The 25,608-nt window shown below is 73.3% G+C and carries 22 protein-coding genes; 15 read left to right on the top strand and 7 right to left on the bottom strand.

Features of this window, described 5'->3' with window-relative positions; all coding sequences use genetic code 11:
- Positions 1 to 33: 33 nt before the first annotated feature.
- Positions 34 to 717, bottom strand: a complete 684-nt coding sequence (locus DJ010_RS21135) for a hemerythrin domain-containing protein (protein WP_109697436.1) — start codon at positions 715 to 717, stop codon at positions 34 to 36.
- Positions 718 to 860: 143 nt separating this feature from the next.
- On the opposite strand from DJ010_RS21135, the gene gatC reads away from it, so the two are divergent.
- The 9 genes from gatC to DJ010_RS21090 all read left to right on the top strand — a co-directional run bounded on the left by gatC (position 861) and on the right by DJ010_RS21090 (position 11,343).
- Positions 861 to 1,160: an Asp-tRNA(Asn)/Glu-tRNA(Gln) amidotransferase subunit GatC gene (gatC, locus tag DJ010_RS21130; RefSeq protein ID WP_109697435.1), complete on the top strand. Its 300-nt coding sequence runs from the start codon at positions 861 to 863 to the stop codon at positions 1,158 to 1,160.
- Positions 1,161 to 1,165: 5 nt separating this feature from the next.
- On the top strand, positions 1,166 to 2,707 hold the full coding sequence (gene gatA / locus DJ010_RS21125) for an Asp-tRNA(Asn)/Glu-tRNA(Gln) amidotransferase subunit GatA (RefSeq protein WP_109697449.1): 1,542 nt from the start codon (positions 1,166 to 1,168) through the stop codon (positions 2,705 to 2,707).
- Complete coding sequence (gene gatB / locus DJ010_RS21120; RefSeq protein ID WP_109697434.1) at positions 2,704 to 4,215, top strand: Asp-tRNA(Asn)/Glu-tRNA(Gln) amidotransferase subunit GatB; 1,512 nt, start codon at positions 2,704 to 2,706, stop codon at positions 4,213 to 4,215. Before gatA ends, gatB begins: the two co-directional genes overlap by 4 nt.
- A gap of 218 nt (positions 4,216 to 4,433) precedes the next feature.
- The gene (locus DJ010_RS21115; RefSeq protein WP_109697433.1) at positions 4,434 to 5,804 is read left to right on the top strand and encodes a prenyltransferase/squalene oxidase repeat-containing protein; all 1,371 of its coding nucleotides are present in this window, start codon (positions 4,434 to 4,436) and stop codon (positions 5,802 to 5,804) included.
- 6 nt (positions 5,805 to 5,810) lie between these two features.
- Positions 5,811 to 6,734: a hypothetical protein gene (locus DJ010_RS21110; RefSeq protein WP_146207428.1), complete on the top strand. Its 924-nt coding sequence runs from the start codon at positions 5,811 to 5,813 to the stop codon at positions 6,732 to 6,734.
- A 10-nt stretch (positions 6,735 to 6,744) separates the two neighbouring features.
- Entirely contained in the window at positions 6,745 to 7,881 is a 1,137-nt protein-coding gene (locus DJ010_RS21105) for an energy-coupling factor transporter transmembrane component T (protein ID WP_109697431.1), read from the top strand.
- Positions 7,882 to 9,546, top strand: a complete 1,665-nt coding sequence (locus DJ010_RS21100; RefSeq protein ID WP_109697430.1) for an ABC transporter ATP-binding protein — start codon at positions 7,882 to 7,884, stop codon at positions 9,544 to 9,546.
- Positions 9,543 to 10,358, top strand: a complete 816-nt coding sequence (locus DJ010_RS21095; protein WP_245927778.1) for an ECF transporter S component — start codon at positions 9,543 to 9,545, stop codon at positions 10,356 to 10,358. The genes DJ010_RS21100 and DJ010_RS21095 overlap by 4 nt, the downstream gene beginning before the upstream one ends.
- A gap of 37 nt (positions 10,359 to 10,395) precedes the next feature.
- Positions 10,396 to 11,343: a phosphodiesterase gene (locus tag DJ010_RS21090; RefSeq protein WP_109697429.1), complete on the top strand. Its 948-nt coding sequence runs from the start codon at positions 10,396 to 10,398 to the stop codon at positions 11,341 to 11,343.
- 12 nt (positions 11,344 to 11,355) lie between these two features.
- On the opposite strand, the gene DJ010_RS21085 is transcribed toward DJ010_RS21090, so the two are convergent.
- The 4 genes from DJ010_RS21085 to DJ010_RS21070 all read right to left on the bottom strand — a co-directional run bounded on the left by DJ010_RS21085 (position 11,356) and on the right by DJ010_RS21070 (position 14,731).
- Positions 11,356 to 12,495, bottom strand: coding sequence for a PQQ-dependent sugar dehydrogenase (locus tag DJ010_RS21085; protein ID WP_109697428.1), 1,140 nt, complete (start codon positions 12,493 to 12,495; stop codon positions 11,356 to 11,358).
- A gap of 13 nt (positions 12,496 to 12,508) precedes the next feature.
- A complete protein-coding gene (locus DJ010_RS21080) occupies positions 12,509 to 13,441 on the bottom strand; it encodes an alpha/beta fold hydrolase (protein ID WP_109697447.1) in 933 nt (310 codons plus the stop codon).
- A gap of 23 nt (positions 13,442 to 13,464) precedes the next feature.
- The gene (locus tag DJ010_RS21075) at positions 13,465 to 13,689 is read right to left on the bottom strand and encodes a hypothetical protein (RefSeq protein WP_146207427.1); all 225 of its coding nucleotides are present in this window, start codon (positions 13,687 to 13,689) and stop codon (positions 13,465 to 13,467) included.
- A 139-nt stretch (positions 13,690 to 13,828) separates the two neighbouring features.
- Positions 13,829 to 14,731 carry an EamA family transporter gene (locus tag DJ010_RS21070; RefSeq protein WP_245927776.1) on the bottom strand — a complete coding sequence of 301 codons (903 nt, stop codon included), beginning with the start codon at positions 14,729 to 14,731 and terminating at the stop codon, positions 13,829 to 13,831.
- Positions 14,732 to 14,794: 63 nt separating this feature from the next.
- Between DJ010_RS21070 and DJ010_RS21065 the strand changes: the two genes are divergently transcribed.
- Both DJ010_RS21065 and DJ010_RS21060 read left to right on the top strand, forming a co-directional pair.
- Positions 14,795 to 15,880 carry a WD40/YVTN/BNR-like repeat-containing protein gene (locus DJ010_RS21065; RefSeq protein ID WP_109697425.1) on the top strand — a complete coding sequence of 362 codons (1,086 nt, stop codon included), beginning with the start codon at positions 14,795 to 14,797 and terminating at the stop codon, positions 15,878 to 15,880.
- A gap of 48 nt (positions 15,881 to 15,928) precedes the next feature.
- The gene (locus DJ010_RS21060; RefSeq protein WP_146207426.1) at positions 15,929 to 18,796 is read left to right on the top strand and encodes an ATP-binding protein; all 2,868 of its coding nucleotides are present in this window, start codon (positions 15,929 to 15,931) and stop codon (positions 18,794 to 18,796) included.
- An 86-nt stretch (positions 18,797 to 18,882) separates the two neighbouring features.
- Here the strand turns inward: DJ010_RS21060 and DJ010_RS21055 are convergent, their stop codons facing one another.
- Entirely contained in the window at positions 18,883 to 19,194 is a 312-nt protein-coding gene (locus tag DJ010_RS21055) for an antibiotic biosynthesis monooxygenase (protein WP_158283089.1), read from the bottom strand.
- A gap of 160 nt (positions 19,195 to 19,354) precedes the next feature.
- On the opposite strand from DJ010_RS21055, the gene DJ010_RS21050 reads away from it, so the two are divergent.
- From DJ010_RS21050 to DJ010_RS21035, 4 genes are read left to right on the top strand one after another with little or no spacing between them, the layout of a single operon-like run.
- Positions 19,355 to 19,927, top strand: coding sequence for a winged helix-turn-helix domain-containing protein (locus DJ010_RS21050; protein ID WP_109697422.1), 573 nt, complete (start codon positions 19,355 to 19,357; stop codon positions 19,925 to 19,927).
- On the top strand, positions 19,924 to 21,198 hold the full coding sequence (locus DJ010_RS21045) for an MFS transporter (protein ID WP_109697421.1): 1,275 nt from the start codon (positions 19,924 to 19,926) through the stop codon (positions 21,196 to 21,198). The genes DJ010_RS21050 and DJ010_RS21045 overlap by 4 nt, the downstream gene beginning before the upstream one ends.
- A gap of 9 nt (positions 21,199 to 21,207) precedes the next feature.
- Complete coding sequence (gene ilvD / locus DJ010_RS21040) at positions 21,208 to 22,890, top strand: dihydroxy-acid dehydratase (protein ID WP_109697420.1); 1,683 nt, start codon at positions 21,208 to 21,210, stop codon at positions 22,888 to 22,890.
- Positions 22,891 to 22,921: 31 nt separating this feature from the next.
- Positions 22,922 to 23,647: a GNAT family N-acetyltransferase gene (locus DJ010_RS21035; RefSeq protein ID WP_109697419.1), complete on the top strand. Its 726-nt coding sequence runs from the start codon at positions 22,922 to 22,924 to the stop codon at positions 23,645 to 23,647.
- Here the strand turns inward: DJ010_RS21035 and DJ010_RS21030 are convergent.
- Positions 23,613 to 25,604 (bottom strand): amino acid adenylation domain-containing protein, encoded by a 1,992-nt coding sequence (locus tag DJ010_RS21030; RefSeq protein ID WP_109697418.1) that lies wholly within the window; start codon positions 25,602 to 25,604, stop codon positions 23,613 to 23,615. The two genes, DJ010_RS21035 and DJ010_RS21030, sit on opposite strands and share 35 nt — an antisense overlap.
- Positions 25,605 to 25,608 lie beyond the last annotated feature (4 nt).

Below are 25,608 nucleotides of genomic sequence, written 5' to 3'. Positions count from 1 at the left end.
AGCCGGACGGCCCGGTGTCGTGCCGGGACTTCCTCATGGCGTGACGGTGCCGTGCACCTGTTGCGCGTGGCGGCGGAACCGACGGCGGGCGAGCTTCGGCAGCAGCCACCGGACGGGCGGCGGCGCGTCGGCGATCATCCCGGCGAAGCCCGCCGGGTCGGCGTCGTGCTGGACCATGCCGAGGAACAGCGTCGCGTCCGCTCGCTCGCCCCGGGCGCGACCGGCCTCCCCGAGCGCGTCCCACTCCTTCCTCGTCATGTTCCGGGCCGCGATCGGCAACAGCCGCTCCTCCTCGGCGTCGAGGTGCTCGACGAGGTGGACGTAGAGGGTGTCGACCAGGTCGGCCAGACGGTCGCGGTCGGCGGCCGACGCGGTGGCCCGGAACCGGGGGAGCAGGTCGACGAACGCGTCCAGCTGCTCCTCCATCCGGGCGTGCTGGGACTCCATCAGGTGCACGATGGGCGCCAGCTCCTCCGGCACCCGCTCCAGGAGCAGCGGCCAGAGCAGGTCGTCCTCGATCCCGTGGTGGTGGTGGAGCGCGCGGTGCAGGAAGTCGAGGTGGTCGACGACCACGGCGGCTCTCGCCCGGTCGCCGTCGGCGACGCCGCGGACCAGGCTGCCGGCCAGCCGGAACTCGCGCCGGAAGAAGGTGTGGATCGCCGGCATCGCGCTGGTGTCGACGATCTCGGGGGACGGGGTGGCCGGATGGGCGGACATGCGGGTCGCTCCTTGCTGGACGGATGTTCTCCGAGGTGGTGCGACCACCCTGTGCCGGCCCGCTTGCAACGCACTTGCCCCGCGGTTGCAGGCCCCGACTCCCGGCGCGGCCCGCGGGGTGCGCGGACCCTAGGATGAGCGGTATGCCTGAGATCTCCCGAGACGAGGTGGCGCACCTGGCCGACCTCGCCCGGATCGACCTCGACGACGCCGAGCTGGACCACCTGGCCCCGCAGCTCGCCGTGATCCTCGAGTCGGTCGCGTCCATCCGCGGTGTCGCCGGTGACGACGTCCCGCCGACGTCGCACCCGATCCCGCTCACCAACGTGTTCCGCGAGGACGTCGTGACGCCGAGCCTGACCGCCGAGCAGGCGCTGTCGGGGGCTCCCGCCAGCGAGGACGGCCGGTTCAGCGTGCCGCGCATCCTGGGGGACGAGCAGTGAGCGCCGTGGACTGGACCCGCCGGACCGCCGCCGACCTGGCCGACGCCCTCGCCTCCGGCGAGGTGACCTCCGTCGAGCTGACCCAGGCCCACCTCGACCGGATCGCCGCGGTCGACGGTGACGCGACCGCCGGCGTGCACGCGTTCCTCCACGTCGACGCCGAGGGCGCGCTGGCCACCGCCCGCGAGAGCGACGAGCGGCGCGCGGCCGGCAACCCGCTGCACCCGCTCGACGGCGTGCCGATCGCGGTCAAGGACGTCGTGGTCACCGAAGGGATGCCGACGACCGCCGGGTCCAAGATCCTCGAGGGCTGGGTCCCGCCGTACGACGCGACCGTCGTCCGCCGGATCAAGGCCGCCGGCCTGCCGATCCTCGGCAAGACCAACATGGACGAGTTCGCGATGGGCAGCTCGACCGAGCACTCGGCCTACGGTCCGACCCGCAACCCGTGGGACCAGACCCGGATCCCGGGAGGGTCCGGCGGCGGCTCCGCGGCCGCGGTGGCGGCCTACGAGGCGCCGCTCGCGATCGGCACCGACACCGGCGGCTCCATCCGCCAGCCGGGAGCCGTGACGGGCACGGTCGGAGTGAAGCCGACGTACGGCGCGGTCTCGCGCTACGGCCTGATCGCCCTCGCCAACAGCCTCGACCAGGCCGGACCGGTCACCCGGACCGTGCTCGACGCGGCCCTGCTGCAGGAGCTGATCGGCGGCCACGACCCGCTGGACTCGACGTCGGTCGACCAGGAGCTGCCGTCGCTCGTCGACGCCGCCCGCCAGGGTGCGTCCGGCGACCTCAGCGGCGTGCGGATCGGCGTCGTCACCGAGATGTCCGGCGAGGGCTGGCAGCCCGGCGTGATGGCCCGGTTCCAGGAGTCGGTCGACCTGCTGGTCAAGGCCGGCGCCGAGGTGGTCGAGGTGTCGTGCCCGACCTTCGTGCACGCGCTGGCGACCTACTACCTGATCCTCCCGGCGGAGTGCTCCTCCAACCTCGCCAAGTTCGACGCCATGCGCTACGGGCTGCGGGTCGTGCCGGAGGGGAACCCCAGTGCCGAGGACGTCATGAAGGCCACCCGTGACGCCGGGTTCGGCGACGAGGTTAAGCGCCGGATCATCCTCGGCACCTACGCGCTGTCGAGCGGCTACTACGACGCCTACTACGGCCAGGCCCAGAAGGTGCGCACGCTGATCAGCCGCGACTTCGAGGCCGCGTTCGACAAGGTCGACGTGCTCGTGTCGCCGACCGCGCCGACCACGGCGTTCGAGCTCGGTGAGAAGCTCGACGACCCGCTGGCGATGTACCTCAACGACCTGGCCACCATCCCCGCCAACCTGGCCGGCGTGCCCGGCATCTCCGTGCCGGCTGGCCTCGCCGACGAGGACGGGCTGCCGGTCGGCTTCCAGGTCCTCGCCCCCGCGCTGGCCGACGACCGCTGCTACCGCGTCGGCGCCGCGCTCGAGGCGCTGCTGGCGGCGGAGTGGGGCGGTCCGCTGCTCGACAAGGCCCCTGATCTCGACAAGCTCGATCACCGGGAGGGAGACCGATGAGCGACACCCTGGTCCCGTTCGACGACGTACTGGCGTCGTACGACCCGGCGCTGGGCCTCGAGGTCCACGTCGAGCTCAACACCGTGACCAAGATGTTCTGCGGCTGCCCGACGGAGTTCGGCGCGGAGCCCAACACCCAGGTCTGCCCGACGTGTCTCGGCCTCCCGGGGTCGATGCCGGTCGTCAACGGCAAGGCCGTGGAGTCGGCGGTCCGGATCGGGCTGGCGCTCAACTGCCGGATCGCGGAGTGGTGCCGGTTCGCGCGGAAGAACTACTTCTACCCGGACATGCCGAAGAACTTCCAGACGTCCCAGTACGACGAGCCGATCGCCTTCGACGGCTTCATGGACGTCGACGTCGACGGTGAGACGTTCCGGGTCGAGATCGAGCGCGCCCACATGGAGGAGGACACCGGCAAGTCCACCCACATCGGTGGTGCGACCGGCCGGATCCACGGCGCGGACTACTCGCTGGTCGACTACAACCGCGCCGGCATCCCGCTCATCGAGATCGTCACCAAGCCGATCGTCGGTGCCGGCGCGAAGGCGCCCGAGGTGGCGCGGGCCTATGTCGCCCAGCTCCGCGACCTGATCGTCGCGCTCGGGGTGTCCGACGCCCGGATGGAGCAGGGCTCGATCCGGGCCGACGTGAACCTGTCGCTCGCGCCGAAGGTCTCGACAGGCTCGACCACCAAGCCGGTGCTCGGCACCCGCACCGAGACCAAGAACGTCAACTCGCTGCGCTCGGTCGAACGCGCCGTCCGCTACGAGATGTCGCGCCACGCCGCGATCCTCGACGCGGGGGAGAAGGTGCTCCAGGAGACGCGGCACTGGCACGAGGACACCGGCATCACCACCTCGGGCCGGGAGAAGTCCGACGCCGAGGACTACCGCTACTTCCCCGAGCCGGACCTGGTGCCGGTGGCACCGTCGCGGGAGTGGGTCGAGGAGCTGCGCGCGACGCTGCCCGAGAACCCGACCGCCCAGCGGGCCCGGCTGCAGGCCGAGTGGGGCTTCTCCGACCTCGAGATGCGCGACACCGTCGGTGCCGGCGCGCTCGCGCTGGTCGAGGAGACCGTTGCTGCCGGTTCGTCGCCGCAGGCGGCGCGGAAGTGGTGGTTGGGGGAGCTGGCCCGGCGTGCCAACGACACCGACACCGCGATCGACGCCCTCGGCGTGACGGCGGCCGACGTCGCCGCGGTCCAGGCGCTCGTCGACGCGGGCACGATCAACGACAAGCTCGCGCGGTCGGTCTTCGAGGGCCTCTACGCCGGCGAGGGCACGCCCGAGGAGATCGTCGCCGCCCGCGGTCTCGAGATCGTCTCCGACGAGGGTGCGTTGTCGGCGGCCGTCGACAAGGCGATCGCGGCCAACCCGGACGTCGCGGACAAGATCCGCGACGGCAAGGTCGCGGCCGCCGGTGCCCTCATCGGCGCGGTCATGAAGGAGATGCGCGGGCAGGCGGACGCCGGTCGCGTTCGCGAGCTGATCCTGGCGAAGCTGTCCTGAGACCGAGGGGTTAGGCTGCCGCCAACATCCATCACGCCCGTGGCGGGGGAAGCCGGTCGAAGTCCGGCGCTGACCCGCAACCGTGGGCCGCACTTCTCGGGAAGCGCGGCGAGCCGGAGCACCTGCCACGACGCGTCCTGACGCAACGCTGTCGCGGAGAAGCAGCGGGCGGGAGCCGGACGGCTCCGACCCGTCTGCGTGCAGCGGGAAGGAACCACATGTCCATCACCACCACTCTCCGGCGAGGGGGCGTCGCCCTCGGCTGCGCCGTCCTGGCCTCGGTCACGCTCGCGCCGGCGGCGCAGGCCCACGAGGAGCCCGACCGTCGAGCCAAGGCAATCGCGGCCGGCTGGCTGAACACCCGGCTCGACGACGGGCTGCTCCACGCCGCCTTCGACGGCGGGTCCGGCCCGATCGAGTACGCCGACTACGGCGGCACCGTCGAGGCGGCGTACGCGCTCGACGCCGTGGACCGCACCCGGCTGCTGCCGCGGATCGCCGACGCGCTGAGGGGCGATGTCGACTCCTACATCACGGGCGCCGGCTCAGGGGAGCCGGACGACCGGTACGCGGGGCCGACCGGGAAGCTCCTGGCGTTCGCGTCCGAGCTCGACGGCGACGACCCCAACCCCACCGCGTTCGGCGGCACCAACCTCGTGACCCGGATGGAGGCGCTGACCACCGACGACGGCGAGGATGCCGGCCGGATCGCCGACGTGGACGTCGCGCCCTACAACTTCTGCACCGGGCCCAACGACACCCCGTGCGACTACGCCAACGTCTTCGGCCAGATCTGGGCCGCCCGCGGCCTGCTGAACGTCGCCTCCGGTGAGGCCTCTGCGGCGGTCGACTTCCTGCTGTCCCAGCAGTGCGACGACGGTCACTTCCCTACCTACTTCGACGCCTCCTGCGCTGCGGGGCAGGCAGGCCCGGACGCCACCGCGCTCGCCGTCGTCCTGCTCAGCGACTACGCGGCGTCCGACGATGCGCTCGCAACCGCCCTCGACGAGGCCGTCGAGTTCCTCGTCGGCTTCCAGTCCGCCAACGGCAGCTTCGCCGACGACCAGGGCCTCGCCAACGCCAACAGCACCGGTCTCGCTGGTTGGGCGCTGGGAATCGCCGAGCGTGAGAAGGCCGCGCAGAAGGCGGCGGTCTGGCTGCGGGCGCTCCAGGTCGCGGGTCGCCCCTGCGACGGCAAGCTCGCCCGGCATCGCGGCGCCATCGCCTTCACGAAGGCGTCGTTCCAGGACGGTGTCGAGGACGGCATCACCGCGCTCACCGCCGGTGAGTGGCAGACCGTCGGCGTCCAGGCGACGCCGGCGCTCGCCCATGCGCCGGCACCGCACGTGAAGCTCGGCATCTCCGTGCCTGCGAGGTCCGACGCGGGTGGCACCCTGCGGGCGCGGGTCAGCGGTCTGGCTCCGGGGGAGCGGGCCTGCGTCGGCATCGGCAAGCAGGTGAAGGCGGTCGTCGGACCCCGCGGCGACAAGCCGCTGTCGGTCCGTGTCAAGGTGCCCGGCAAGGGCAAGAAGACCGTCAAGGTGCTGACCGCCAACGCCTCGGCAGCCGACAGCACGACCGCACGCTAGATGTTCGTGCGGAGCACGATCCTGCGGCGCTCGGCGGCGGCCCTGCTGGCCGCCGTCGGGAGCCTCTCCCTCGCTCAGCCCGTGGCCGGCGCGACCGCGCCGGCTGCGGCTGCCTGCCGTGGATCGACCGGCGTCACCGCCTTCGTCGACTTCGCCGAGCTCGGCGGCGGCGTCACCGGAGGCTGCGACCAGGACGGCGGCGACCGTTCCGCGGCCGAGGTGTTCCGCGACGCCGGCTACACGCTGGAGTACAGCCAGCAGCCCGGCATGAACGGCTACGTCTGCAAGGTGCAGGGCAAGCCCGCCGACGGCGACTGCGCGTCCAACGACTCCTTCTGGAGCCTGTGGTGGTCCGACGGCGAGTCGGGCCGCTGGGTGTTCTCCAACCGCGGGGTGGGGTCGCTGGAGGTGCCCGACGGCGGGTACGTCGCCTGGGCCTGGCACGAGGGTGCCGGGCAGGCGGCGCCACCGGCCGTCGTGCCGACGCCGCGCCAGGACTCCGGCCCGAACGACGACAACGGCGGCAACGGCAACGGCAACGGCAACGGCAACAACGGCGACGGCGGCTCCGGTGACGACGTCAGCGGCGACGGCCCGGGCGACGAGGCGACGAGCCCCGCGCCGTCGGCGACCTCGACGACCGCCGCGACCGACGGGACCACCAGCAGCGCGAAGAAGTCGGGAGCGGGGATGTCGAAGGGCAGGAAGTCGCGAGCCACGCAGGCATCCGACCCCACCTCGGACACCTCCGACAGCGCCCTGCCGGGAGCCGCGGAGATCACGGCCGGCCCGCCGCCGTCGGGCGACCTCGCGACCGACGACCCCGGAGAGGACGGCAGCGCCGTGCCGACCTGGATCGGCATCGGACTGGCCGCGGCGGTCCTCGGCGCCGCGGGCGTCGTGACCGTGCTGCGGAGGCGCGCGGGATGAGGCCCGCTCGATGAAGGTGGCGCGCGACCTCCACCCCGTCGCCTGGTGGTGCTGGGCGATCGGGCTGGCGGTCGGCGCCTCCTGCACGACCAACCCGTTCCTCCTCGGACTGCTGCTGGCGGTCGCCGCCATCACCGTCTACGCGTGCTGCGGCGACCAGCCGTGGGCCCGGTCCTTCCGCCTCTACCTGTGGCTGGGCGCGATCGTGCTCGTGGTCCGGGTGCTGTTCCGGGTGCTGGTCGGCGGCAACGACGCCGGCCACGTGCTGCTCTCCCTGCCGGAGGTCCCGCTGCCCGACTGGGTGGCGGGCATCAGCCTGCTCGGGCCGTTCAGCCGCGAGGAGCTGCTCGCCGCGGTCTACGAGGGCCTCCGGCTGGCGACGCTGCTCATCACGGTCGGCGCGGCCAACGCGCTCGCCAACCCCAAGCGGCTGATGCGCTCGCTGCCGCCGGCGCTCTACGAGATCGGCACGGCGATGGTCGTCGCGATCACCGTCATCCCGCAGCTCGCGGACAGCGCGCGCCGGGTCCGCGCCGCCCAGCAGCTGCGCGGCGGCGACCCCGGCCGGTTCGGCCGGGTGCGCGGCCTGCGCCGGCTGCTGGTGCCGATCCTCGAGGACGCCTTCGAGCGCTCGCTGGCGCTCGCCGCCGGGATGGACGCCCGCGGCTACGGCCGTAGCGGTACGGCGAGCGCGGGGCAGCGCCGTGGCACCGGCGCCCTGATGGTGCTCGGTCTGCTCGGCATCTGCGTCGGCGTCTACGCGTTCCTCGACTCGACCGCGCCGCGGGTGCTCGCGTGGCCGATGCTCGCCCTCGGTGTCGTGGCCGCCCTGGGCGGGTTCGTCCTGGCGGGACGCCGCGTCCACCGCACCGTCTACCGTCCCGAGCGGTGGCGCACCCCCGAGCTGCTGATCGTGGCGTCCGGGGCCCTGGTCGGCGCGGGCCTGTGGTGGGTGCAGCACGACGACTACGCGGTCGCGCACCCCGGCGTGCTCGCCGTACCGGAGCTGGGCCTGGTCGCGGTCGCCGCGGTCCTGGTCGGCATCGCACCGGTCTTCGTGGCTCCGCCGCCGCTCACCGCGCAGAACCGTGCATCGACCGCCGTCGCCGCTCCCGTCCCGGACGAGCCCGCGAGGGTGGGGGTCTGAGTGTTCGAGCTGCGCGACGTCACCTTCCGCTACGAGGACCGCCGGGTCCTCGACGGTGTCGACCTCGCCATCGACCACGGTGAGCTGGTGCTGCTCGCAGGTCCGACCGGCGTCGGGAAGTCGACGCTGCTCGGTGTGATGGCCGGGCTGGTCCCGGCCTTCACCGGCGGCACCCTCACCGGCGACGTGGTGATCGACGGCGAGAGCGTGCTGGCGGTGCCGGCGCGGGAGCGGGCGCACGTGGTCGGCTACGTCGGCCAGAACCCGCCCGCCTGGTTCGTCACCGACTCCGTCGAGGAGGAGCTCGCCTTCGGGATGGAGCAGCTCGGCCTGCCCGCCGCCACGATGCGGCGCCGCGTCGAGGAGACCCTCGACCTGCTCGGCATCGCCGACCTCCGCCACCGGGACCTGCGCACCCTGTCCGGCGGCCAGCAGCAACGGGTCGCCATCGGCTCGGTGCTGACCACCCACCCGCGGCTGCTCGTGCTCGACGAGCCGACCTCCGCCCTCGACCCGACCGCTGCCGAGGACGTGCTCGCCACGCTGACCCGGCTGGTGCACGACCTCGGCGTCTCGGTGCTCGTCGCCGAGCACCGGCTCGAGCGGGTCGTCCCCTTCGCCGACCGGCTGTGCCTGCTCGGCGCCGGCGGCCGGGTGCGCGTCGGCGATCCTGCCGAGCTCCTCGTCGACTCACCGATCGCGCCGCCACTCGTCGAGCTCGGGCGGCTGGCCGGCTGGTCGCCGCTCCCGCTCACCGTCCGCGACGCGCGGCGTCGTACGGCGGACCTGCGGGCCCGTCTCGGTGCCCCTCCTCCCGACGCACCGGGGAAAATCGTCGTGGATCCCGCCGATTCCCAGCAATTTTCCCCGGTGCGTCGCGACTCAGAGGAGCCTCGAGTTCAGGTACGGCGGCTCACGGTCGCCCACGGACCGGTCGCGGCGCTGCAGGACGTCGACCTCGAGCTGGCAGCCGGCACCGTGACCGCGCTGATGGGACGCAACGGGGCAGGCAAGACGACGTTGCTGTGGGCGCTCCAGGGCCGGCACGCGGCCGCGAGCGGCACCGTGCGGGTGGCGGGGGAGGACCCGCACCGGCTCAAGCCGGAGGGGCGGCGGGCGATCACCGGGCTGGTGCCGCAGAGCCCGGCCGACCTGCTCTACCTCGAGACGGTCGCCGAGGAGTGCGCGGCTGCGGACCGCTCCGCGGGGGCCGCGGGCGGCACGTGTGCCGGGCTGCTGGAACGACTGGCGCCCGGGATCGACCCGTCCGGGCACCCGCGCGACCTCTCGGAGGGGCAGCGGCTGGCGCTGGCGGTCGCGATCGTGCTGACGGCCGGCCCGCCGGTGCTGCTGCTCGACGAGCCGACCCGCGGGCTCGACTACCCGGGCAAGCACGCCTTGGCGGAGATCCTGCGCGACCTCGCGGCCGAGGGGCGCGCGCTGATGGTCGCGACCCACGACGTCGAGTTCGCGGCCCAGGTCGCCGGCCGGGTCGTGGTGCTCGCCGAGGGTGAGGTGGTGTCGAGCGGGCCGGTCCGCTCGGTCATCGCCGAGTCGCCGGCGTTCGCGCCGCAGGTGACCAAGGTGCTCGGCCCCGGCTGGTTGCGGGTCGACGAGGTCGCCGCCGCGCTGGCCGCCGCGGGCCGGACGGAGGTGCGGTCGTGACCGCCGTCGCCGACACCGACCGGCACGTCGCCGTACCGATCGGGCTGCGGTCCGCCCTCGTCCTGGGCCTCGCCTCGCTGATCGGGCTGATGATGCTCGGCTGGCCGCTGCTCCTCGAGGCCGACCCGGCCGAACGGGTGGACCCGCCATTCCTGTTCATCGGCCTGCTGCCGGTCATCCTCGCGGTCGTCCTGGCCGAGATCAGCGAGGGCGGCATGGACGCCCGGGTGCTGGCGATCCTCGGTGTCCTCAGCGCGGTCAACGCCGTGCTGCGCGGCGTCAGCGCCGGTACGGCGGGCCTCGAGCTGGTCTTCTTCCTGCTGATCCTGGGCGGGCGGGTGTTCGGTCCCGGGTTCGGGTTCGTCCTCGGCTGCACCTCGCTGTTCGCATCCGCGCTGATGACGGCCGGCGTCGGGCCGTGGCTGCCGTTCCAGATGCTGGTGGCCGGCTGGGTGGGCATGTTCGCCGGGCTGCTGCCGCGCCGGGTCTCCGGGCGCAGGGAGATCCTCATGCTCGTCGGGTACGGCGTCCTCGCGGCCTACGCCTATGGCCTGTTGATGAACCTCTGGGGCTGGCCGTTCATCCTCGGGGTGCAGGTGCCGGGCCAGGACTCGACCGACCTCTCCTACGCGCCGGGCGCGCCGCTGCTGGAGAACCTCCACCGGTTCGGCGTCTACACGCTGCTGACGTCCACCGGTGGGTGGGACACCGGCCGCGCCATCACCAACGCGCTCGCCATCGCCCTCCTCGGCCCGGCGGTCCTCACCACGCTGCGCCGTGCCGCGCGCCGAGCCCGGATCGAGCGGCGATAGCGCCGCGCGCCTTGGCGCGATGCCCTAGTTTCGGCTCGTGCAGTACGGCCAGCATCCCGCTCCGCGGTTCACGATCGCCCACCTCAGCGACCCGCACCTGCTCGCGAACGACGCCAAGCAGTACGGCGTGGTCGCTCCCGAGAGCGGGCTGGTGCTCGCCCTCGACCGGCTGACCCGGCTCGACCCGCGGCCGCAGGCACTCGTGTTCACCGGCGACCTGGCCGACAAGGCCGAGCCCGAGGCCTACGCCCGGCTGCGGGAGGTGGTCGAGCCGGCCGCCGAGGCACTGGGTGCCCAGGTCGTGTGGGTGATGGGCAACCACGACGAGCGGGCGCCGTTCGCCAAGGCGCTGTTCGACTCCGACGACGACGGCCCGCAGGACCGGGTCCACGACCTCGGTGGCCTGCGGATCGTCGCGCTCGACACCAGCGTGCCCGGCTTCCACCACGGCGAGCTCACCGACGACCAGCTCGACTGGCTGCGCGACCTGCTCAGCACGCCAGCAGAGCACGGCACCATCCTCGCGATGCACCACCCGCCGATCCCGACCCCGACGATGGAGGTCGCCGCGATCATCGAGCTGTTCGACCAGCACCGGCTCGCGGCCGTCATCGAGGGCACCGACGTGCGCCAGGTCCTCGGCGGTCACTACCACTACTCCTCGCACTCGACGTTCGCCGGCGTGCCCGTCTCGGTCGCCTCGGCGAGCTGCTACACGACCGACCCCGCTCCGCTGGACCGGCTGATCTCCGGGGTCGACGGGCACCAGGCGTTCACCACGGTGCACGTCTACGACGACCGCATCGTCCACACGGTCATCCCGCTCCACGACGCGCCCGAGGTGAGCGGCCAGCCACCATCGGTGACCGCGCTGCTGGAGTCGCTCACCGCGGAGGAGCGGCACGACATCATCAGCCGCAAGGACTCCGAGTTCAACGCGGACTGGGACGCGCAGGACCGACGGGACCCGCTCACCGACCTGTGAGCCGGCGCCGGGTCAGGGCGCGACCGCGAGGATCCGGTCGTCCTCCGCCGCCGGGTCCCCGCGCCCGTCCAGGTTGCTGGTGGTCAGCCAGAGCCGGCCGTCGGGAGCGACGGCGACGGTGCGCAGCCGGCCGTACTCACCCGTGAAGTGCGCCGTCGGCTCACCGACGCCCTCCGTGCCGTCAGCGGACACCGGGATCCGCCACAGCCGGCCCCCACGCAGCGCCGCCATCCAGAGGTCGCCGTCGAGGAAGGCCAACCCCGAGGGCGAGGCCTCCTCGGTCGGCCAGGTCAGCGCAGGGTCGTGGAAGTCGGGCTCGCCGCCGGTGCCCTCGACCGTCGGCCACCCGTAGTCATCCCCGGCCTCGATCAGGTTCAGCTCGTCGAAGCTGCTGGCGCCGAACTCGCTGGCCCACAGCCGCCCCCCGTCGTCGAACGCCAGGCCCTGCACGTTGCGGTGGCCCCACGACCACACCTCGTCGTCGAAGGGGTTGCCGGGCGCGGGCTCACCCTCGGTCGTGATCCGCAGGATCTTGCCGGCGTACCCCTCCCGCTCGCGCGCCAGCTGGTCGTCGCCGGTCTCACCGGTCGACACGTAGAGGTGGCCGTCGGGCCCGAACTCGAGCCGCCCGCCGTCGTGGATCGCGCCGCCGGGTATCCCGGTCAGCACCGGCTCGGTCGTGCCGAGCGTCCCCTTCTCGTCGAGGGTGGCGCGCACGACCCGGTTGTCCTCGGCGGTGCAGACGTAGAAGTAGAGGAACCGGTCGTCCTCGAAGTCGGGGGAGACCGCGACCCCGAGCAGCCCGGCCTCGCCCTGCGGCGCGGTCTCAGGGATCCGGCCGACCTCGGTGACCTCGGCCTCCGCGTCCCCCCGCGACGGCGTCAGCACGAGCACCCGCGCGGTGTCGCGCTCGGTGACCACCGCCCTTCCGTCGGGCAGGAAGTCGAGACCCCAGGGCACGGCCAGCCCGGTGGCGACGGTCGCGACGACGCTCGGTCCGTCCCCCGGGTCCGGCGTCGCGGCACCGGACGACCCGTCGGTCCGGCCGGCGGTCGGCGACGGTTCGTCGGCGTCCGGCTCGTCCTCCTCGCCGCAGGCGACGAGCAGCGCTGCGGTCGCCGCCAGCACCAGGGCAGTACGACGAGCGCGCATGCCGCGAGCGTACTCAGCCGTCGGTCGCGGTGACCCCGACCTTGTCGAGGAACTCCAGCAGCAGCTGGTGCACCCGCTCCGGCTGTTCCAGCTGGATGAAGTGCGAGCCGCGGAGCTCGATGTACTCGGCGTCGCTGAGCCGTTCCGCCGCGGTCCACATGTCGCGGGCCCCGGCGAGGATGTCGTAGGTCGCCGCGACGAACCGGGACGGCACGTGGATCCCGCTCAGTGACACCCGGGCGTGCTTGGAGGTGCCGAGCGCGATGTGGGCGTACCACTGCACCGGGGTCTTGATGAACTCCTTGATCCCGACCGCCGCGAGCTCGGGGTCGGCGACCGGGAACATGAAGCCGGTGTGGGAGATGAACGCGATGGTGCGGGGGCCGATCGGCAGCCGGCTGGTGATCGGCGTGATGGCCCAGCCGGTGAGCTTGCCGACGTGGCAGGCCCCGATCGTGATCGCCCGCGCGACGGGGTGGGGGAGCCGGAACGGCGCGAGCATCGTGCGGAAGGTGTCGCCCGGCACGCCGCAGACCGCGAACAGCCCGGCGACGCGCTCGGGGTTGCGGGCGGCGAGCTCGAACATCGTGTTGACGCCCATCGACCAGCCCATGAGGACGGCGCGGTCGACACCGAAGTGGTCCATGACGGACAAGCCGTCCTCGACGAAGTGCTCGATCTCCACGTGGCTCTTGTCGCGCGGACGCTCGGAGCCCCCGGTGCCGCGGTGGTTCCACGAGATGACGCGGACGCCGCAGTCGGGGTCGAGCAGCGCGGGCCACATGTAGGCGTTGGTGCCCAGCCCGTTGCAGAGCACGACGGTCGGCCCGTCGATGACGCCGTCGGGGTCGTTGGTCCACACCCGGACGTGGGTGCCGTCGTCGGACAGGATGTCGTGGAACGTCACCGAGGCCGTCCGGGCCGTGTCGGGCGTCGAAGTGGGCATGGGCAGATTGTGCCCGAGCCCGGTCACGCGTGTGCGGCGACTCCCGCATCGGTGGCGGCGGTTGTGCCGCCGGTCGTCGCGGCGTCCCTCAGGGCGGCACGCTCGGCGAGGAAGGACTCGACGTCCTCACGCTCCGCGCGTCGCTGGGCGCAGTCGGTGAGGGCGATCATGGCGTTGCGGCGGGCCTGCTGCTGGGACGCGACCGGCCACTCCGAGATGGCCTGGCCGAGCCGGACGAGCTGGTTCATGGGGGTGAACATGGCATCGCTCCGATGGGGGAAGTTCGGGGGTTGCGATCAACGTACGCCGGATCCGGCCCGAGCACATCACCGGCACATGACATGTCGGTGAAATGATCCTGAGTGCGAGGTTCCGCCTCGCCCCGCCTCACCCGGCCGGCGGTGGCGCCGTCTGCTCGACCGGGGGCGGCGAGGTGCGGGTGGCGCCGATGCTGGCGAGGACCACGCACCCGATCGCAAGCCACTGGAGTGGCTCGAGCTGCTCGCCGACGACGAGCAGGCCGGCCATCGCGGCCGCGGCAGGCTCCAAGCTCATCAGCACCCCGAACTGTGCCGCGCGGAGCCGGCGCAGCGCCACCAGCTCGCAGCTGTAGGGGACGACCGAGCAGAGCAGCCCGACCGCCGCGCCGAACGCGAGGATCCGCGGGTCCGCCAGCGGGTCGCGTTCGGTGCCGGCCAGCGTGGGGGTGAGGAGCAGCACCGCGACGGCGCTCGCGACGGCCAGCCCGTCGAGCCCCTCCCAGCGCCGGCCGGTGTGGGAGCTCAGCAGGATGTAGGCGGCCCAGCAGCCGCCCGCGACCAGCGCGAAGAGGACACCGAGCGGGTCGAGGTCGGCGCGCTCGGCGCCGAGCAGCACCACCCCGGCGGCGGCGAGTCCCACCCAGGCGAGGTCGCGGCGCCGCCGCGACCCGAGGACGGCAACGCTCAGCGGGCCGATGAACTCGATGGTCACCGCGATGCCGATGGGGATCCGGCTGAACGACTGGTAGAAGGCCCAGTTCATGATCCCGAGCGACGCACCGAACCCGAGCACGACCAGCCAGTCGACCCGGTCGCGCCCCCGCACCCGCGGGCGCGCCAGCGCGAGCAGCACGAGCGCGCTCGACGCCAGCCGCAGCCAGACCAGGCCGGTGGGCGACACCTCGTCGAAGAGGGTCTTGGCGAAACCGGCCCCGAGCTGGACCGACGCGATGCCGATGATCACCAGCCCGATCGCCGTACCCCTCGTCGGAATTCGGCTGTCGGAGACCGATGACATCGTGCCTGTCACTCGGTCAATGTAGGAGGAGCGGGACCGACACCGCGGTCCGGCCCTGCCGAGGAGGAGGACGCGATGAGCACGGTCGTAATGGTCGGCACCCGGAAGGGGCTCTGGATCGGGCAGTCCGACGACCGCCGCGAGGAGTGGTCGTGGAGCGGGCCGCACCACGACATGGAGGAGGTCTACTCCTGCCTCGTCGACACCCGCGGCGGCACGCCGCGGCTGTTCTCGGGCGCGTCGTCGAGCTGGCTGGGCCCACAGGTGCGGTGGTCGGACGACCTCGGCGCGACCTGGCAGGAGACGCCGGGCGGAGCGATCCGGTTCCCGGAGGGGAGCGGCGCGACGGTCGAACGGGTGTGGCAGATCGTGCCCGGGTGCGAGGACGGCGTGCTGTACGCCGGCACCGAGCCGGGCGCGGTCTGGAAGTCGGTCGACCGCGGAGCGACGTTCGCGCTCGAGGAGGCGCTGTGGAACCACCCGCACAAGGCGGAGTGGGGCGAGGGGTTCGGCGGCCAGGCGTTCCACACGATCCTCCCGCACCCGGTCGACCCGGCGTCGGTCACGGCAGCGATCTCGACCGGCGGCGTGTACCAGACCACCGACGGCGGCGCATCGTGGGCGCCGCGCAACGAGGGCATCCGGGCGGACTTCCTCCCCGAGGAGCAGCGGTACCCGGAGTTCGGGCAGTGCGTGCACAAGGTGACCCGGCACCCGAGCCGGCCCGAGCGGCTCTACCTGCAGAACCACGGCGGCGTCTACCGCTCCGACGACGAGGGCGGCTCGTGGACCTCGATCGGGGACGAGCTGTCGAGCGACTTCGGGTTCCCGATCGTCGTCCACCCCCACCGCCCGGACACGATCTACGTCTTCCCGAACGGCGCCGGCGAGAGCCGCTATCCCCCGGGCGCCCAGGCAGCCGTCTGGCAGTCCGACGACGCGGGCGCGACGTGGACCGCGCGCACCGACGGCCTGCCCGACGCCTTCTACGTCGGGGTGATGCGCGACGCCCTGTGCGCCGACACCCACGACCCGGCCGGGATCTACTTCGGTGCCCGCAACGGGTCGGTCTGGGCCTCGGCCGACGACGGCGCCACCTGGCGCCAGATCGCGAGCAACCTGCCCGACGTGATGTGCGTGAAGGCCGGCGTGATCGGCTGAGCCGCGCCGCAGACTCGGCTGCCCGGTCTGGACCACTACGATCACGTCGTGCGTTGTCCGGTCCTCGTCTCCCGGGCGGATGAGATGGCGCGGCTCCGGGACGCGCTCGCGCTGCCGCGCTCAGGTCGCGGTGGCGTCTGGGTGCTGCAGGGTGAGCCTGGAGTCGGCAAGTCCCGCCTCGCGGCCGCGGTCGTGGAGGAGGCGGAGCAGGCAGGGATGGCGGTGTTCGCCGGGCGGGCCGTCCGGTCGGCGGCGCCCGTGCCGTTGCGGCCGTTGGGCGAGGCACTGCTCGGCTGGCTGCGGACCGGGTCGGTCCCGGACGACCGCCGGCTGGCGCCGTACCTCCCGGCGCTGGGGCGGCTGGCCCCGCAGCTCGGCACCGCGCCCGAGGAGGGCGGCTCGTCGGTGATGCTCGTCGGCGAGGGCCTGCTGCGGCTGGCCACCGCGCTCGACGGCCCCGGGGTGCTGCTCCTGGTCGAGGACCTGCACTGGGCCGACCCGGAGACGCTCAGCGTGCTGGAGTACCTCGCCGACAACGTGCGCGACGTGCCGCTGCTGGTGGTCGCCACGACGCGGCCGTACGACGCGCCCGTCGTCACCGAGCTCGTCGGCGCGCTGCGGACGCGGGGTGCCCTGGACGTGCTGCCGCTGGAGCCGCTCGACGAGGCCGAGGTCGGGGAGATGCTCGACGCCTGCCTGTCCGGGGCGACACCGGACGGCCTCCGGGACTGGGTCCTGCGGTTCTCCGCGGGCTTCCCGCTGCTCGTCGAGGAGGTGCTCGCCGACCTGCGGGCCTCCGGCACGCTCGCCGAGGATCCTTCGGCGGGCCCGGGCCAGGCGGGGTGGCGGGTCGCGACCGAGCTCGAGGCATCGGTGCCCGCCTCGTTCGCGCGGTCGGTCGAGGACCGGCTCGACCAACTCTCGCCCACGGCGCGCGAGGTGATCGAGGCGGCCGCGCTGCTCGGCACCGACTTCGACTGGCAGGTGGTCGGCTCCGCGCTCGGGCTGGACGACCGCACCGCGTCGGCCGCGATCCGGGAGCTGGCCCGCGACCGCCTCGTCGTACCCGACGGCGACGGGTTCGCGATGCGGCACGCGCTCACCCGCGAGGCCGTGCTCGCCACCGTGCTCCCGCCCGACCGGCGCCGCCTGGCCGCGTTGCTGGCCGAGGCCGTCGCGGCCCAGGACGCCGGCCGCGACGCCGGCGCGGAGCAGGCACTCGCCGAGCTGTTCGAGGCGGCCGGCGACGCCCGTCGGGCGGCCGAGCACTGGCTGGCGGCGGCGCGGGAGGCCATCGCCCGGGGCGCGCTGAGCAGCGCCGGCGAGGCGCTCGCCCGCGCGTCGGACCACCCCGGCGCCGACCTCGCCGGCGACCTCGACCTCGACATCCGCGAGGCGGAGGTCGAGGTGCACGCCCTGGCCGGCGACATCCCGCGGGCCGTTGCAGCCGCGGCGAGCCTGACCGGCGTCCTCGGGGGGCTCGACGACCAGTCCGACCGGTCGGCCCGGCTCCGGCTCCGGCTCGCGCGGGCGCTGCTGGCAGGCGGCCGCTGGGACGAGGCCGAGGCGACCCTCGCCGAGGCCGGGGGCGACCCGGCCCTCACCCACGTGCTCGAGGCCCGGCTCGCGCTCGGCCGGCAGCAGGAGGACCTCGCCGTCGAGCGGGCTCGCTCGGCGCTGAGCGAGGTCGGAGCCGACCGGCCCGAGGTCGCGTGCGAGGCCTGGGAGATCGTCGGCCAGGCGGCGCGCGGCCGGGACGTGGTCGAGGCGGAGGAGGCGTTCGAGGAGGGGTTCCGGCTCGCCGACCGCACCGGCCTGGTCCTGTGGCGCTGCCGGTTGCTCGCCGCGCTCGGCGCCCTCGACATCGTGCACCGGCGGCCCAGCGACGAACGGCTGCTCGCCGCCCGCAGTGCCGCCCTCGCGGCCGGGGCCATCGCCACGGCCGCGCGCGTCGAGCTCGACCTCAACATGCTGCGCACCCGCTACTTCGAGCTCGACGAGGCGATGGCGGCGATCGACAACGCGATCGCGATGATGACCAAGCTGAAGCTGCCCGACCTCTCGGTCGCCCTCATGGTGCGGGCGCTGACCCACGGCCTCCTCGGCAACGAGGACGCGATGGCGGCCGACCTCGAGGCGTCCCGCGCCGTGCCGCACGACGCCGCGATGCTCGCCGTTGCGATCCCGGGACACGTCCTCGGCCCGGTCGCGCTGACCCGCGGCCGCTACGAGGAGGCGCGCCGGCACTGGGAGACCGCGGTCGAGGCGGCCGCCCGGTTCCCGTCGCTGCCGTTCTCGACCCGCGGGCTCTGGGCGCTGCTCGAGACCGTCCTCGACCCCGACGACGAGCGGGGTGCCTGGGCCCGGGAGGTGATCCGCACCGGACCGCAGGCGAACGCGCCGTACAACCGGTTCGTGCAGCGCTGCGCCGAGGCCGTGGCGCTGGGCCGGACGGGGGAGAAGGAGCAGGCGGAGCGGGTCTTCGCCGACGCCGAGTGGCCGTTCCCCGGCCGCGAGCCGTGGATGGAGCTGCACGCCCGGGTCCTCGTCGCCCGCGCGGCCGCCGCCGACGGCTGGGGGGCCCCGGAGCAGTGGTTCCGCCAGGCGCTCGAGGGGCTGGTCGACTACGGCCAGACCGAGGCCGCCTCCGCCTGCCGGGTCGCGATGCGGGAGGCCGGCGTCGCCGTACCTCGCCGGGCCGTCGGCAGCGACCGGGTCCCCGCCCATCTCCAGCGCATCGGCGTCACCGCCCGTGAGTACGACGTGCTCGAGCTGGTCGTCGAGGGTCTCCCCAACAAGGCCATCGCCGAACGTCTGTTCCTCTCGGTCCGCACCGTCGAGACCCACGTCGCCCGCCTGCTCCAGCGCACCGGCGCCGCCGACCGCGGCGCCCTCGCCCCCCACCTCGCCGGCTGAGGGGAAGTCGGCAGGCGCGATAGTCCCTGACGAAAAGCACCGAGATCCCCACAATCCCGGTGCTTTTCGTCAGGGACTACCCGCCCCTAGCCCTCCACCCGCAGGCCCGGGCGGGGCGCGAAGTCGAGGTCGGCGACCGTCTCCACCCGCCCGACGTTCCAGGAGCGGGCGGCGTTGGAGGGGAGGGCGAGGGTCGCCCTCGCGACCGCGGCGGCGTCGCCCTCGGACTCGAAGTCGACGGTGATGGTGCAGTGCCGGCGGTCCTCGGCGAGCAGCCAGTGGCTCGAGACGAACCCGGGCTGCTGGCGCATCCACGGGGCCATCTCGCTCCGGAGCAGCGAGACCACCTCCGTGGCCCGGTCGGGATCGAGATCGAGGCTGATCAGCAAAGTCGTCACGATCTCGATCCCTACCTCTGGTCGTCCTGCGTGGTGCTGCGTTGTCCCACGGACAAGCGTGCTCGGCGGGGCGGGTGCGTACATCCGTGGCGACTACGGATACAACGTCCAGCTTCAACCAAGTGTTGAAAGAATCCTTTCGAAAGAGTAGTTTCGATACATGCGCCGCCTCACCGACCCGCGCGAGCTGGCCGCGCTCGCCCACCCGGTCCGGATCGGAATCCTGGAGCTGCTCTCGATCGAGGGACCGCAGACCGCCACCGAGCTGGCGAACCGGCTCGGGGAGTCGCCGGCCAACTGCAGCTGGCACCTTCGCAAGCTGGCCGAGCTCGACTTCGTCGAGGAGACGGGGGACGGCAAGGGACGTCGGCGGCCGTGGCGGGTGACCGAGATCGGTCTCAGCTGGGACTCCGAGGCGGCGCCGACCGTGGCCGACCACCAGCTCTCGCTGAGCCTGTCGGAGATGATGCTCCAGCGGAACCTCGAGCGCCTGCACGCGGCGCGCGCCCAAGCTCCGGGGGAGCCGCCGGAGTGGCGGGCCGCGATGGGGGTGATGCAGTCGGCGACCTGGCTGACCGACGAGGAGCTCGCCGAGCGCAACGCCGAGATCAACGCGATCCTGATGCGCGACCTCGACCGGCTCACCGATCCCTCGAAGCGACCCGAGGGCGCGCGGCTGGTCGAGCTCGTCGCGTGGGGCGTGCCGGTCTCGCTGGGTGAGGACCGGACATGAGGCAGGCGTTCCGGCAGCAAGGGTTCGCCCGGTTGTACGGCGGCCTCGCGTCGTCCATGCTCGGCGACTCGATGATGCTCCTGGTGCTGAGCATCTGGGTGAAGACGCTGACCGGCTCCAACGCGATGGCCGGCCTGACCTTCTTGTTCATGGTGCTGCCCTCGCTCGTCGCGCCGCTGCTCGGCGTGCTCATCGACCGGGTCCGGCGCCGCCCGATGCTGGTCTGGGGCAACCTCGCCTCGGCGCTGGTGGTCCTGCCGCTGGTGCTGGTCCGCGACGCGGGCGACGTGTGGATCATCTGGCTGGTCGCGTTCGGCTACGGCGTCAGCTTCGTGGTGCTGCCGGCCGCGCTCAACGGCCTGCTCAAGGAGCTGATGCCCGACGAGCTCCTCGTCGAGGCCAACTCGGCGGTGCAGACCACGAAGGAGGCCTACCGGCTCTTCGGCCCGCTGCTCGGCGCCGCGCTCTTCGCCTGGCTCGGCGGCTGGTCGGTCGCGTTCATCGACGCGCTGACCTTCGTGGTCGCGGCGTTGGCGATCTCCTCGCTCCCGCTCGACGAGGAGGTGCCCGAGCGCACCGACGAGCCGGTGCTCCAGCAGATCACCGCCGGCGTGCGGCACCTGGTCGGCGATCGGGTGCTCGGGCACACCCTGATCGGCGTGGGCCTGTCGTTGCTGGTGATCGGCTTCGTCGAGTCCTCGATCTATGCCCTGCTCGACGCGTTCGACCGGCCTCCGACGTACGCCGGGGTCTTCGTCGCCGCCATGGGTGTCGGCGCGATCGGCTGCGGGCTGGTCGCGTCCCGGGCGGTGCGGCGCGCCGGGGAGGTGACGGCGATCGTGGTCGGCCTGGTCGTCTTCGCGATCGCCGTCGGTGGCATCGCCGCCGCTCCGTCGATGGACGTCGTGCTGGTCTTCGCCGCGGTGAGCGGCGCCGGTCTGCCGCTGATGATCATCGGTTACCTCACGCTGCTGCAGCGCCGGACGCCGCAGGCGATCATGGGCCGGGCGTCGACCGCGGCCGAGGTCGTGATGGCGACGCCGCAGGCGGTCTCGCTGGCGCTCGGGTCGCTGCTCGTCGTCATCTGGGACTACCGGGTGATCTTCGCCGTCGTCGCCGTGGTGATGGCGCTCGGTGCGCTCCACATCGTGTACTGGCTGCGCGAGCACATCGCCGCGGAGTGGCGGCAGGGCGCCGGAGCGTCCCGCGCCCTGGCCGAGCCCGATCCCGCAGAACGGGTTGCCCCGGCCGGCGCTGCGCCGCCCGACTAGATTTGGGGCATGAGCGACGCCCCCGACATCAAGCCCCGATCGCGCGACGTCACGGACGGCCTGGAGCGGGCCGCTGCCCGTGGCATGCTCCGCGCGGTAGGCATGGGTGACGAGGACTTCGCCAAGCCCCAGGTCGGCGTCGCGTCGAGCTGGAACGAGATCACCCCCTGCAACCTGTCGCTCGACCGGCTCGCGAAGGCCGTGAAGAACGGCGTGCACGCGGGCGGCGGCTACCCGCTCGAGTTCGGGACGATCTCGGTCAGCGACGGCATCTCGATGGGCCACGAGGGGATGCACTTCTCGCTGGTCTCGCGCGAGGTGATCGCGGACTCCGTCGAGGTCGTGATGAACGCCGAGCGCCTCGACGGCTCGGTGCTGCTCGCCGGCTGCGACAAGTCGCTGCCCGGGATGCTGATGGCGGCCGCGCGCCTCGACCTGGCCTCGGTGTTCCTCTACGCCGGCTCGATCATGCCCGGCAACGTCGACGGTCGGGACGTGACGATCATCGACGCGTTCGAGGCGGTCGGGGCCTGCCTGGCCGGCAAGATCACCCGCGAGGAGGTCGACCGCATCGAGCGCGCGATCTGCCCGGGCGAGGGCGCCTGCGGCGGCATGTACACCGCCAACACGATGGCCTCGATCGGCGAGGCGCTCGGGATGTCGCTGCCCGGGTCCGCGGCGCCGCCGGCGGTCGACCGTCGTCGTGACGGGTTCGCGCACAAGTCGGGCGAGGCGGTCGTCGAGCTGCTGCGCAAGGGCATCACCGCCCGCCAGATCATGACCAAGGAGGCGTTCGAGAACGCCATCGCGGTGACGATGGCGCTCGGTGGCTCGACCAACGCGGTGCTGCACCTGCTCGCCATCGCGCGGGAGGCCGAGGTCGACCTGACCCTCGACGACTTCAACCGCATCGGCGACAAGGTGCCGCACCTCGGCGACCTCAAGCCGTTCGGCCGCTACGTGATGAACGACGTCGACAAGGTCGGCGGCATCCCGGTGGTGATGAAGGCGCTGCTCGACGCCGGCCTCCTCCACGGCGACTGCCTGACGGTGACCGGCAAAACGATGGCCGAGAACCTGGCCGACATCGCGCCCCCGGCCGTCGACGGCGACATCATCCGCCACCTCGACGAGCCGATCCACAAGACCGGTGGCCTCACGATCCTCAAGGGCACGCTGGCTCCCGAGGGCGCGGTCGTGAAGAGCGCCGGCTTCGACGACACCACCTTCACGGGCACCGCCCGCGTCTTCGACGGCGAGCGTGCCGCGCTGGACGCGCTGGCCGAGGGGAAGATCCAGCCCCGCGACGTGGTGGTGATCCGCTACGAGGGCCCCAAGGGCGGCCCGGGCATGCGCGAGATGCTCGCCATCACCGGTGCCATCAAGGGCGCCGGCCTCGGCAAGGACGTCCTGCTCATCACCGACGGCCGGTTCTCCGGCGGCACGACCGGCCTCTGCGTCGGCCACATCGCCCCCGAGGCGGTGGACGCCGGCCCGATCGCCTTCGTCCGCGACGGCGACCCGATCACCCTCGACGTCGCCAACCGCACCCTCGAGCTCGACGTCGAGCCCGAGGAGCTGGAGAAGCGCAAGGAGGGCTGGGAGCCGCTGCCGCCGAAGTACACCCGCGGGGTGCTCGGCAAGTACGCCAAGACGGTCCAGTCGGCTGCGCTGGGCGCTGTCACCGGCTGAGTCGCCCCGGCGGCCTGGCTAGGCTCGCGTCGTGGTGGAGGTGAACCGGTGGGGGCAGCAGGTCGGTGACGAGGTGCCGGGCTGGGAGACCCGCCCGGCGCCGGAGCCGGTCACGCTCACCGGCCGGTACGTACGCGTCGTACCGCTGTCGTCGGTGCACTACGCCGACCTGTTCGCGGCCGTGTGCGGTCCGGACGACGGCCCGCGGTGGACCTACCGGCCGATAGCGAAGCCGGACTCGCTGGCGACGCTGTGGATGCACCTCGCGGAGCTGGTCGACTCGCCCAGCGACGTGACTTTCGCGCTGGTGCCGCAGGAGGGGGAGCGGGCCGACCGCGCGAGCGGGATCGCGTCGTACATGCGGATCGAGCCGCGGACCGGGCAGGTCGAGGTCGCCGGCGTGCTGTTCGGCAGTGCTCTCCAGCGCACCCGGGCCGCGACCGAGGCGATCCACCTACTGATGGCCCACGCCTTCGACGACCTCGGCTACCGCCGCTTCGAGTGGAAGTGCGACAGCCTCAACGAGCCGTCGCGGCGGGCGGCCGCGCGGCTCGGCTTCACCTACGAGGGCCGGTTCCGCAACCACATGGTCACCCAGGGCCGCAACCGCGACACCGACTGGTTCTCGGTCACCGCCGAGGAGTGGCCGGAGGTCGCGGCCGCCCACCGGGCCTGGCTCGACCCGGCGAACTTCGACGACGACGGCCGGCAGCGGACAGCGCTCAGAGCGGCGCGCCCACCCGGTCCGCAGCCGTAGCGAGCAGGTCGCGGGCGGTCCGGATCCGGCGGAAGTACGTCGCCCGGCTCAGGAACGTCGCGCGCATCACCTGGTCGTGGGTGGCGGCCGGGGTGAGGTAGCGCTGCTCCAGCAGCGCGGCCAGGTCGGGCTGGTCGTGCAGCGCGCTCATCATCAGCCGCCGCACCCAGGTGCGCACCCGGTCGGCGGCGTACCGGGGGTCGTGGCCGAGCGGTGCCGGCGGCAGCCCGGCGAGGACCGCGTCGTCGTGGAAGTCGTCGAGGGCCGTCAGCACCAGCTCGCCCTGGGTGCGGGGCTCCGGGAACGTGATGCCGTGCTCGCTCGCGATCCCGCGGAACAGCAGACCGACCAGGCCGCACGGACCGACGTCGGCCAGCCAGGTCCGCACCTCCTGGCCGCGGACCTCCCGGCGCAGCTCGGGCACCTCCACATAGCCGCAGTCGGCGACGACCGCGCGCTCGAAGTCGCTCCAGCCGAACTCGTTGACCAGGTCGAACCTGGGGTTCGGCACCCGGCAGCGGCGCAGCGTGTGGCCGTTGCGCAGCGCCATCACGCTGGGGTCCTCCTCCACCGCACCCGGCGCGAGCAGCTGGAAGGGACTGATCACCACCCGGTCGGCGATGCCGTTGCGCTCGGCGTACTCCAGCAGCGGCCGCACCAGCTCGGCCCGCGGGTCGTCGGCCCGGACCAGCGCGGCGGCCTCGGCCATCGGGACCGCGATCGCCGCCGCCACCACCCGGCCGTCGGTGTGGCGCACCACCTGGGTCGGTGTCCGCCAGGTCGAGGCGGGCAGCGTCTGCAGCCAGGGCCGTACGGCGGCGCCGAGCCCGTCGGGCGCCCAGCGGCCGACCTCGTCGACCTCGCCGGCCCGGATGTCGTCGCCGTAGAGGGTGGAGCTGTGACCCGGCGACATTCCGGCGCGCAGTCGCGGGTCCTCGGACAGCGCGGCCAGCTGGTGCAGCGACCGGGCGTCGCCGTGGATCGCGCGGTCCCGCAGGTGCGAGGCGATCCGCAGCACCAGGTCGGAGACCCGCACGCCGTCGTGCCGCACCCGCTCGGCCACGGCGTGCGCGACCAGCGGGTGGAGGGTGATGCCGCTGCCGCTCCGCTCGACGAAGGAGTACGACGACAGCGTGGTCAGTGCGGCGTGGCAGTCCCGTTCCGGCAGGACGTCGGCGAGCAGCCGCTCGTCCAGCCAGCCGGCCACGGCAGCCACCTCGAGCAGGTCGGTGTCGAGCTGGTCGAGCGCCAGTCCGGACAGGTGCCCGACCAGGTCGTCGGCGGTCGCGGCCAGCACCGGCCCGCCGGGCTCGATCGCGTCGGCGCCGTGCTCGACCCACGCCGCCGCGCCGAGCACGAGCGCGAGCGGCAGCCCGCACGCCCAGGCGCGGATGGTGGCGCGGGCGCTGGGGTCCTCGACCCCGTGGTTGCCCAGCACCCGGTCGGCCTGGTCGGGGGTGAGGACCGGCATCCGCAGCGACGCGACGAGCGGAGCCAGCTCGGGCGGCACCCAGCCGTGCGGCTGCTCGACGGCCGCGGTCACGACCCGGGTGGAGTCGGGCAGCGCGAGAAGAGCCCGGCCCAGTGCGTGGGCGTGGGCGCCGAGGTGGCCGAGCTCGTCGACGAGGACCAGCAGGTCGGTCCCGGGCAGGTCGGCGAGGACGTCGGCCAGCCGCGGCCCCGCTGCCGCGAGCTGGCGGCCGTCGAGGGTGACCACGTGGTAGCCGAGGCGCTCGCCCCGTCGGGCCGCCTCGCGCAGGGCGGCGCTCTTGCCGGACCCGCCGGTGCCGTTGAGCAGCAGCAGCCGGGCGTCAGGACCGTCGCCGAGCAGCTGGTCGAGCCGTCGGTCGAGCTGGTCGGGGCAGACGTAGCGGCGCTTGTCGACCGAGCTCGCCAGGGCGGCGAGGTCCGTCCGTGCGACCGCGCGCCGGGAGGAGAGGTGCTGGAGTGAGCCCACGCCG

Origin of the sequence: Nocardioides silvaticus (assembly GCF_003160695.1) — a bacterium.
Taxonomy (GTDB): Bacteria; Actinomycetota; Actinomycetes; order Propionibacteriales; family Nocardioidaceae; genus Nocardioides; species Nocardioides silvaticus.
This window is presented reverse-complemented; position numbering and strand designations above follow the sequence as displayed.

Bases quoted from the DNA above. Each gene is read 5' to 3' on its own strand.
- DJ010_RS21135 (WP_109697436.1), bottom strand. From the start codon at position 717: ATGTCCGCCCATCCGGCCACCCCGTCCCCCGAGATCGTCGACACCAGC.
- gatB (WP_109697434.1), top strand. From the start codon at position 2,704: ATGAGCGACACCCTGGTCCCGTTCGACGACGTACTGGCGTCGTACGAC.
- gatC (WP_109697435.1), top strand. From the start codon at position 861: ATGCCTGAGATCTCCCGAGACGAGGTGGCGCACCTGGCCGACCTCGCC.
- DJ010_RS21075 (WP_146207427.1), bottom strand. From the start codon at position 13,689: ATGAACCAGCTCGTCCGGCTCGGCCAGGCCATCTCGGAGTGGCCGGTC.
- DJ010_RS21065 (WP_109697425.1), top strand. From the start codon at position 14,795: ATGAGCACGGTCGTAATGGTCGGCACCCGGAAGGGGCTCTGGATCGGG.
- DJ010_RS21080 (WP_109697447.1), bottom strand. From the start codon at position 13,441: ATGCCCACTTCGACGCCCGACACGGCCCGGACGGCCTCGGTGACGTTC.
- DJ010_RS21085 (WP_109697428.1), bottom strand. From the start codon at position 12,495: ATGCGCGCTCGTCGTACTGCCCTGGTGCTGGCGGCGACCGCAGCGCTG.
- DJ010_RS21050 (WP_109697422.1), top strand. From the start codon at position 19,355: ATGCGCCGCCTCACCGACCCGCGCGAGCTGGCCGCGCTCGCCCACCCG.
- DJ010_RS21105 (WP_109697431.1), top strand. From the start codon at position 6,745: ATGAAGGTGGCGCGCGACCTCCACCCCGTCGCCTGGTGGTGCTGGGCG.
- ilvD (WP_109697420.1), top strand. From the start codon at position 21,208: ATGAGCGACGCCCCCGACATCAAGCCCCGATCGCGCGACGTCACGGAC.
- DJ010_RS21115 (WP_109697433.1), top strand. From the start codon at position 4,434: ATGTCCATCACCACCACTCTCCGGCGAGGGGGCGTCGCCCTCGGCTGC.
- DJ010_RS21045 (WP_109697421.1), top strand. From the start codon at position 19,924: ATGAGGCAGGCGTTCCGGCAGCAAGGGTTCGCCCGGTTGTACGGCGGC.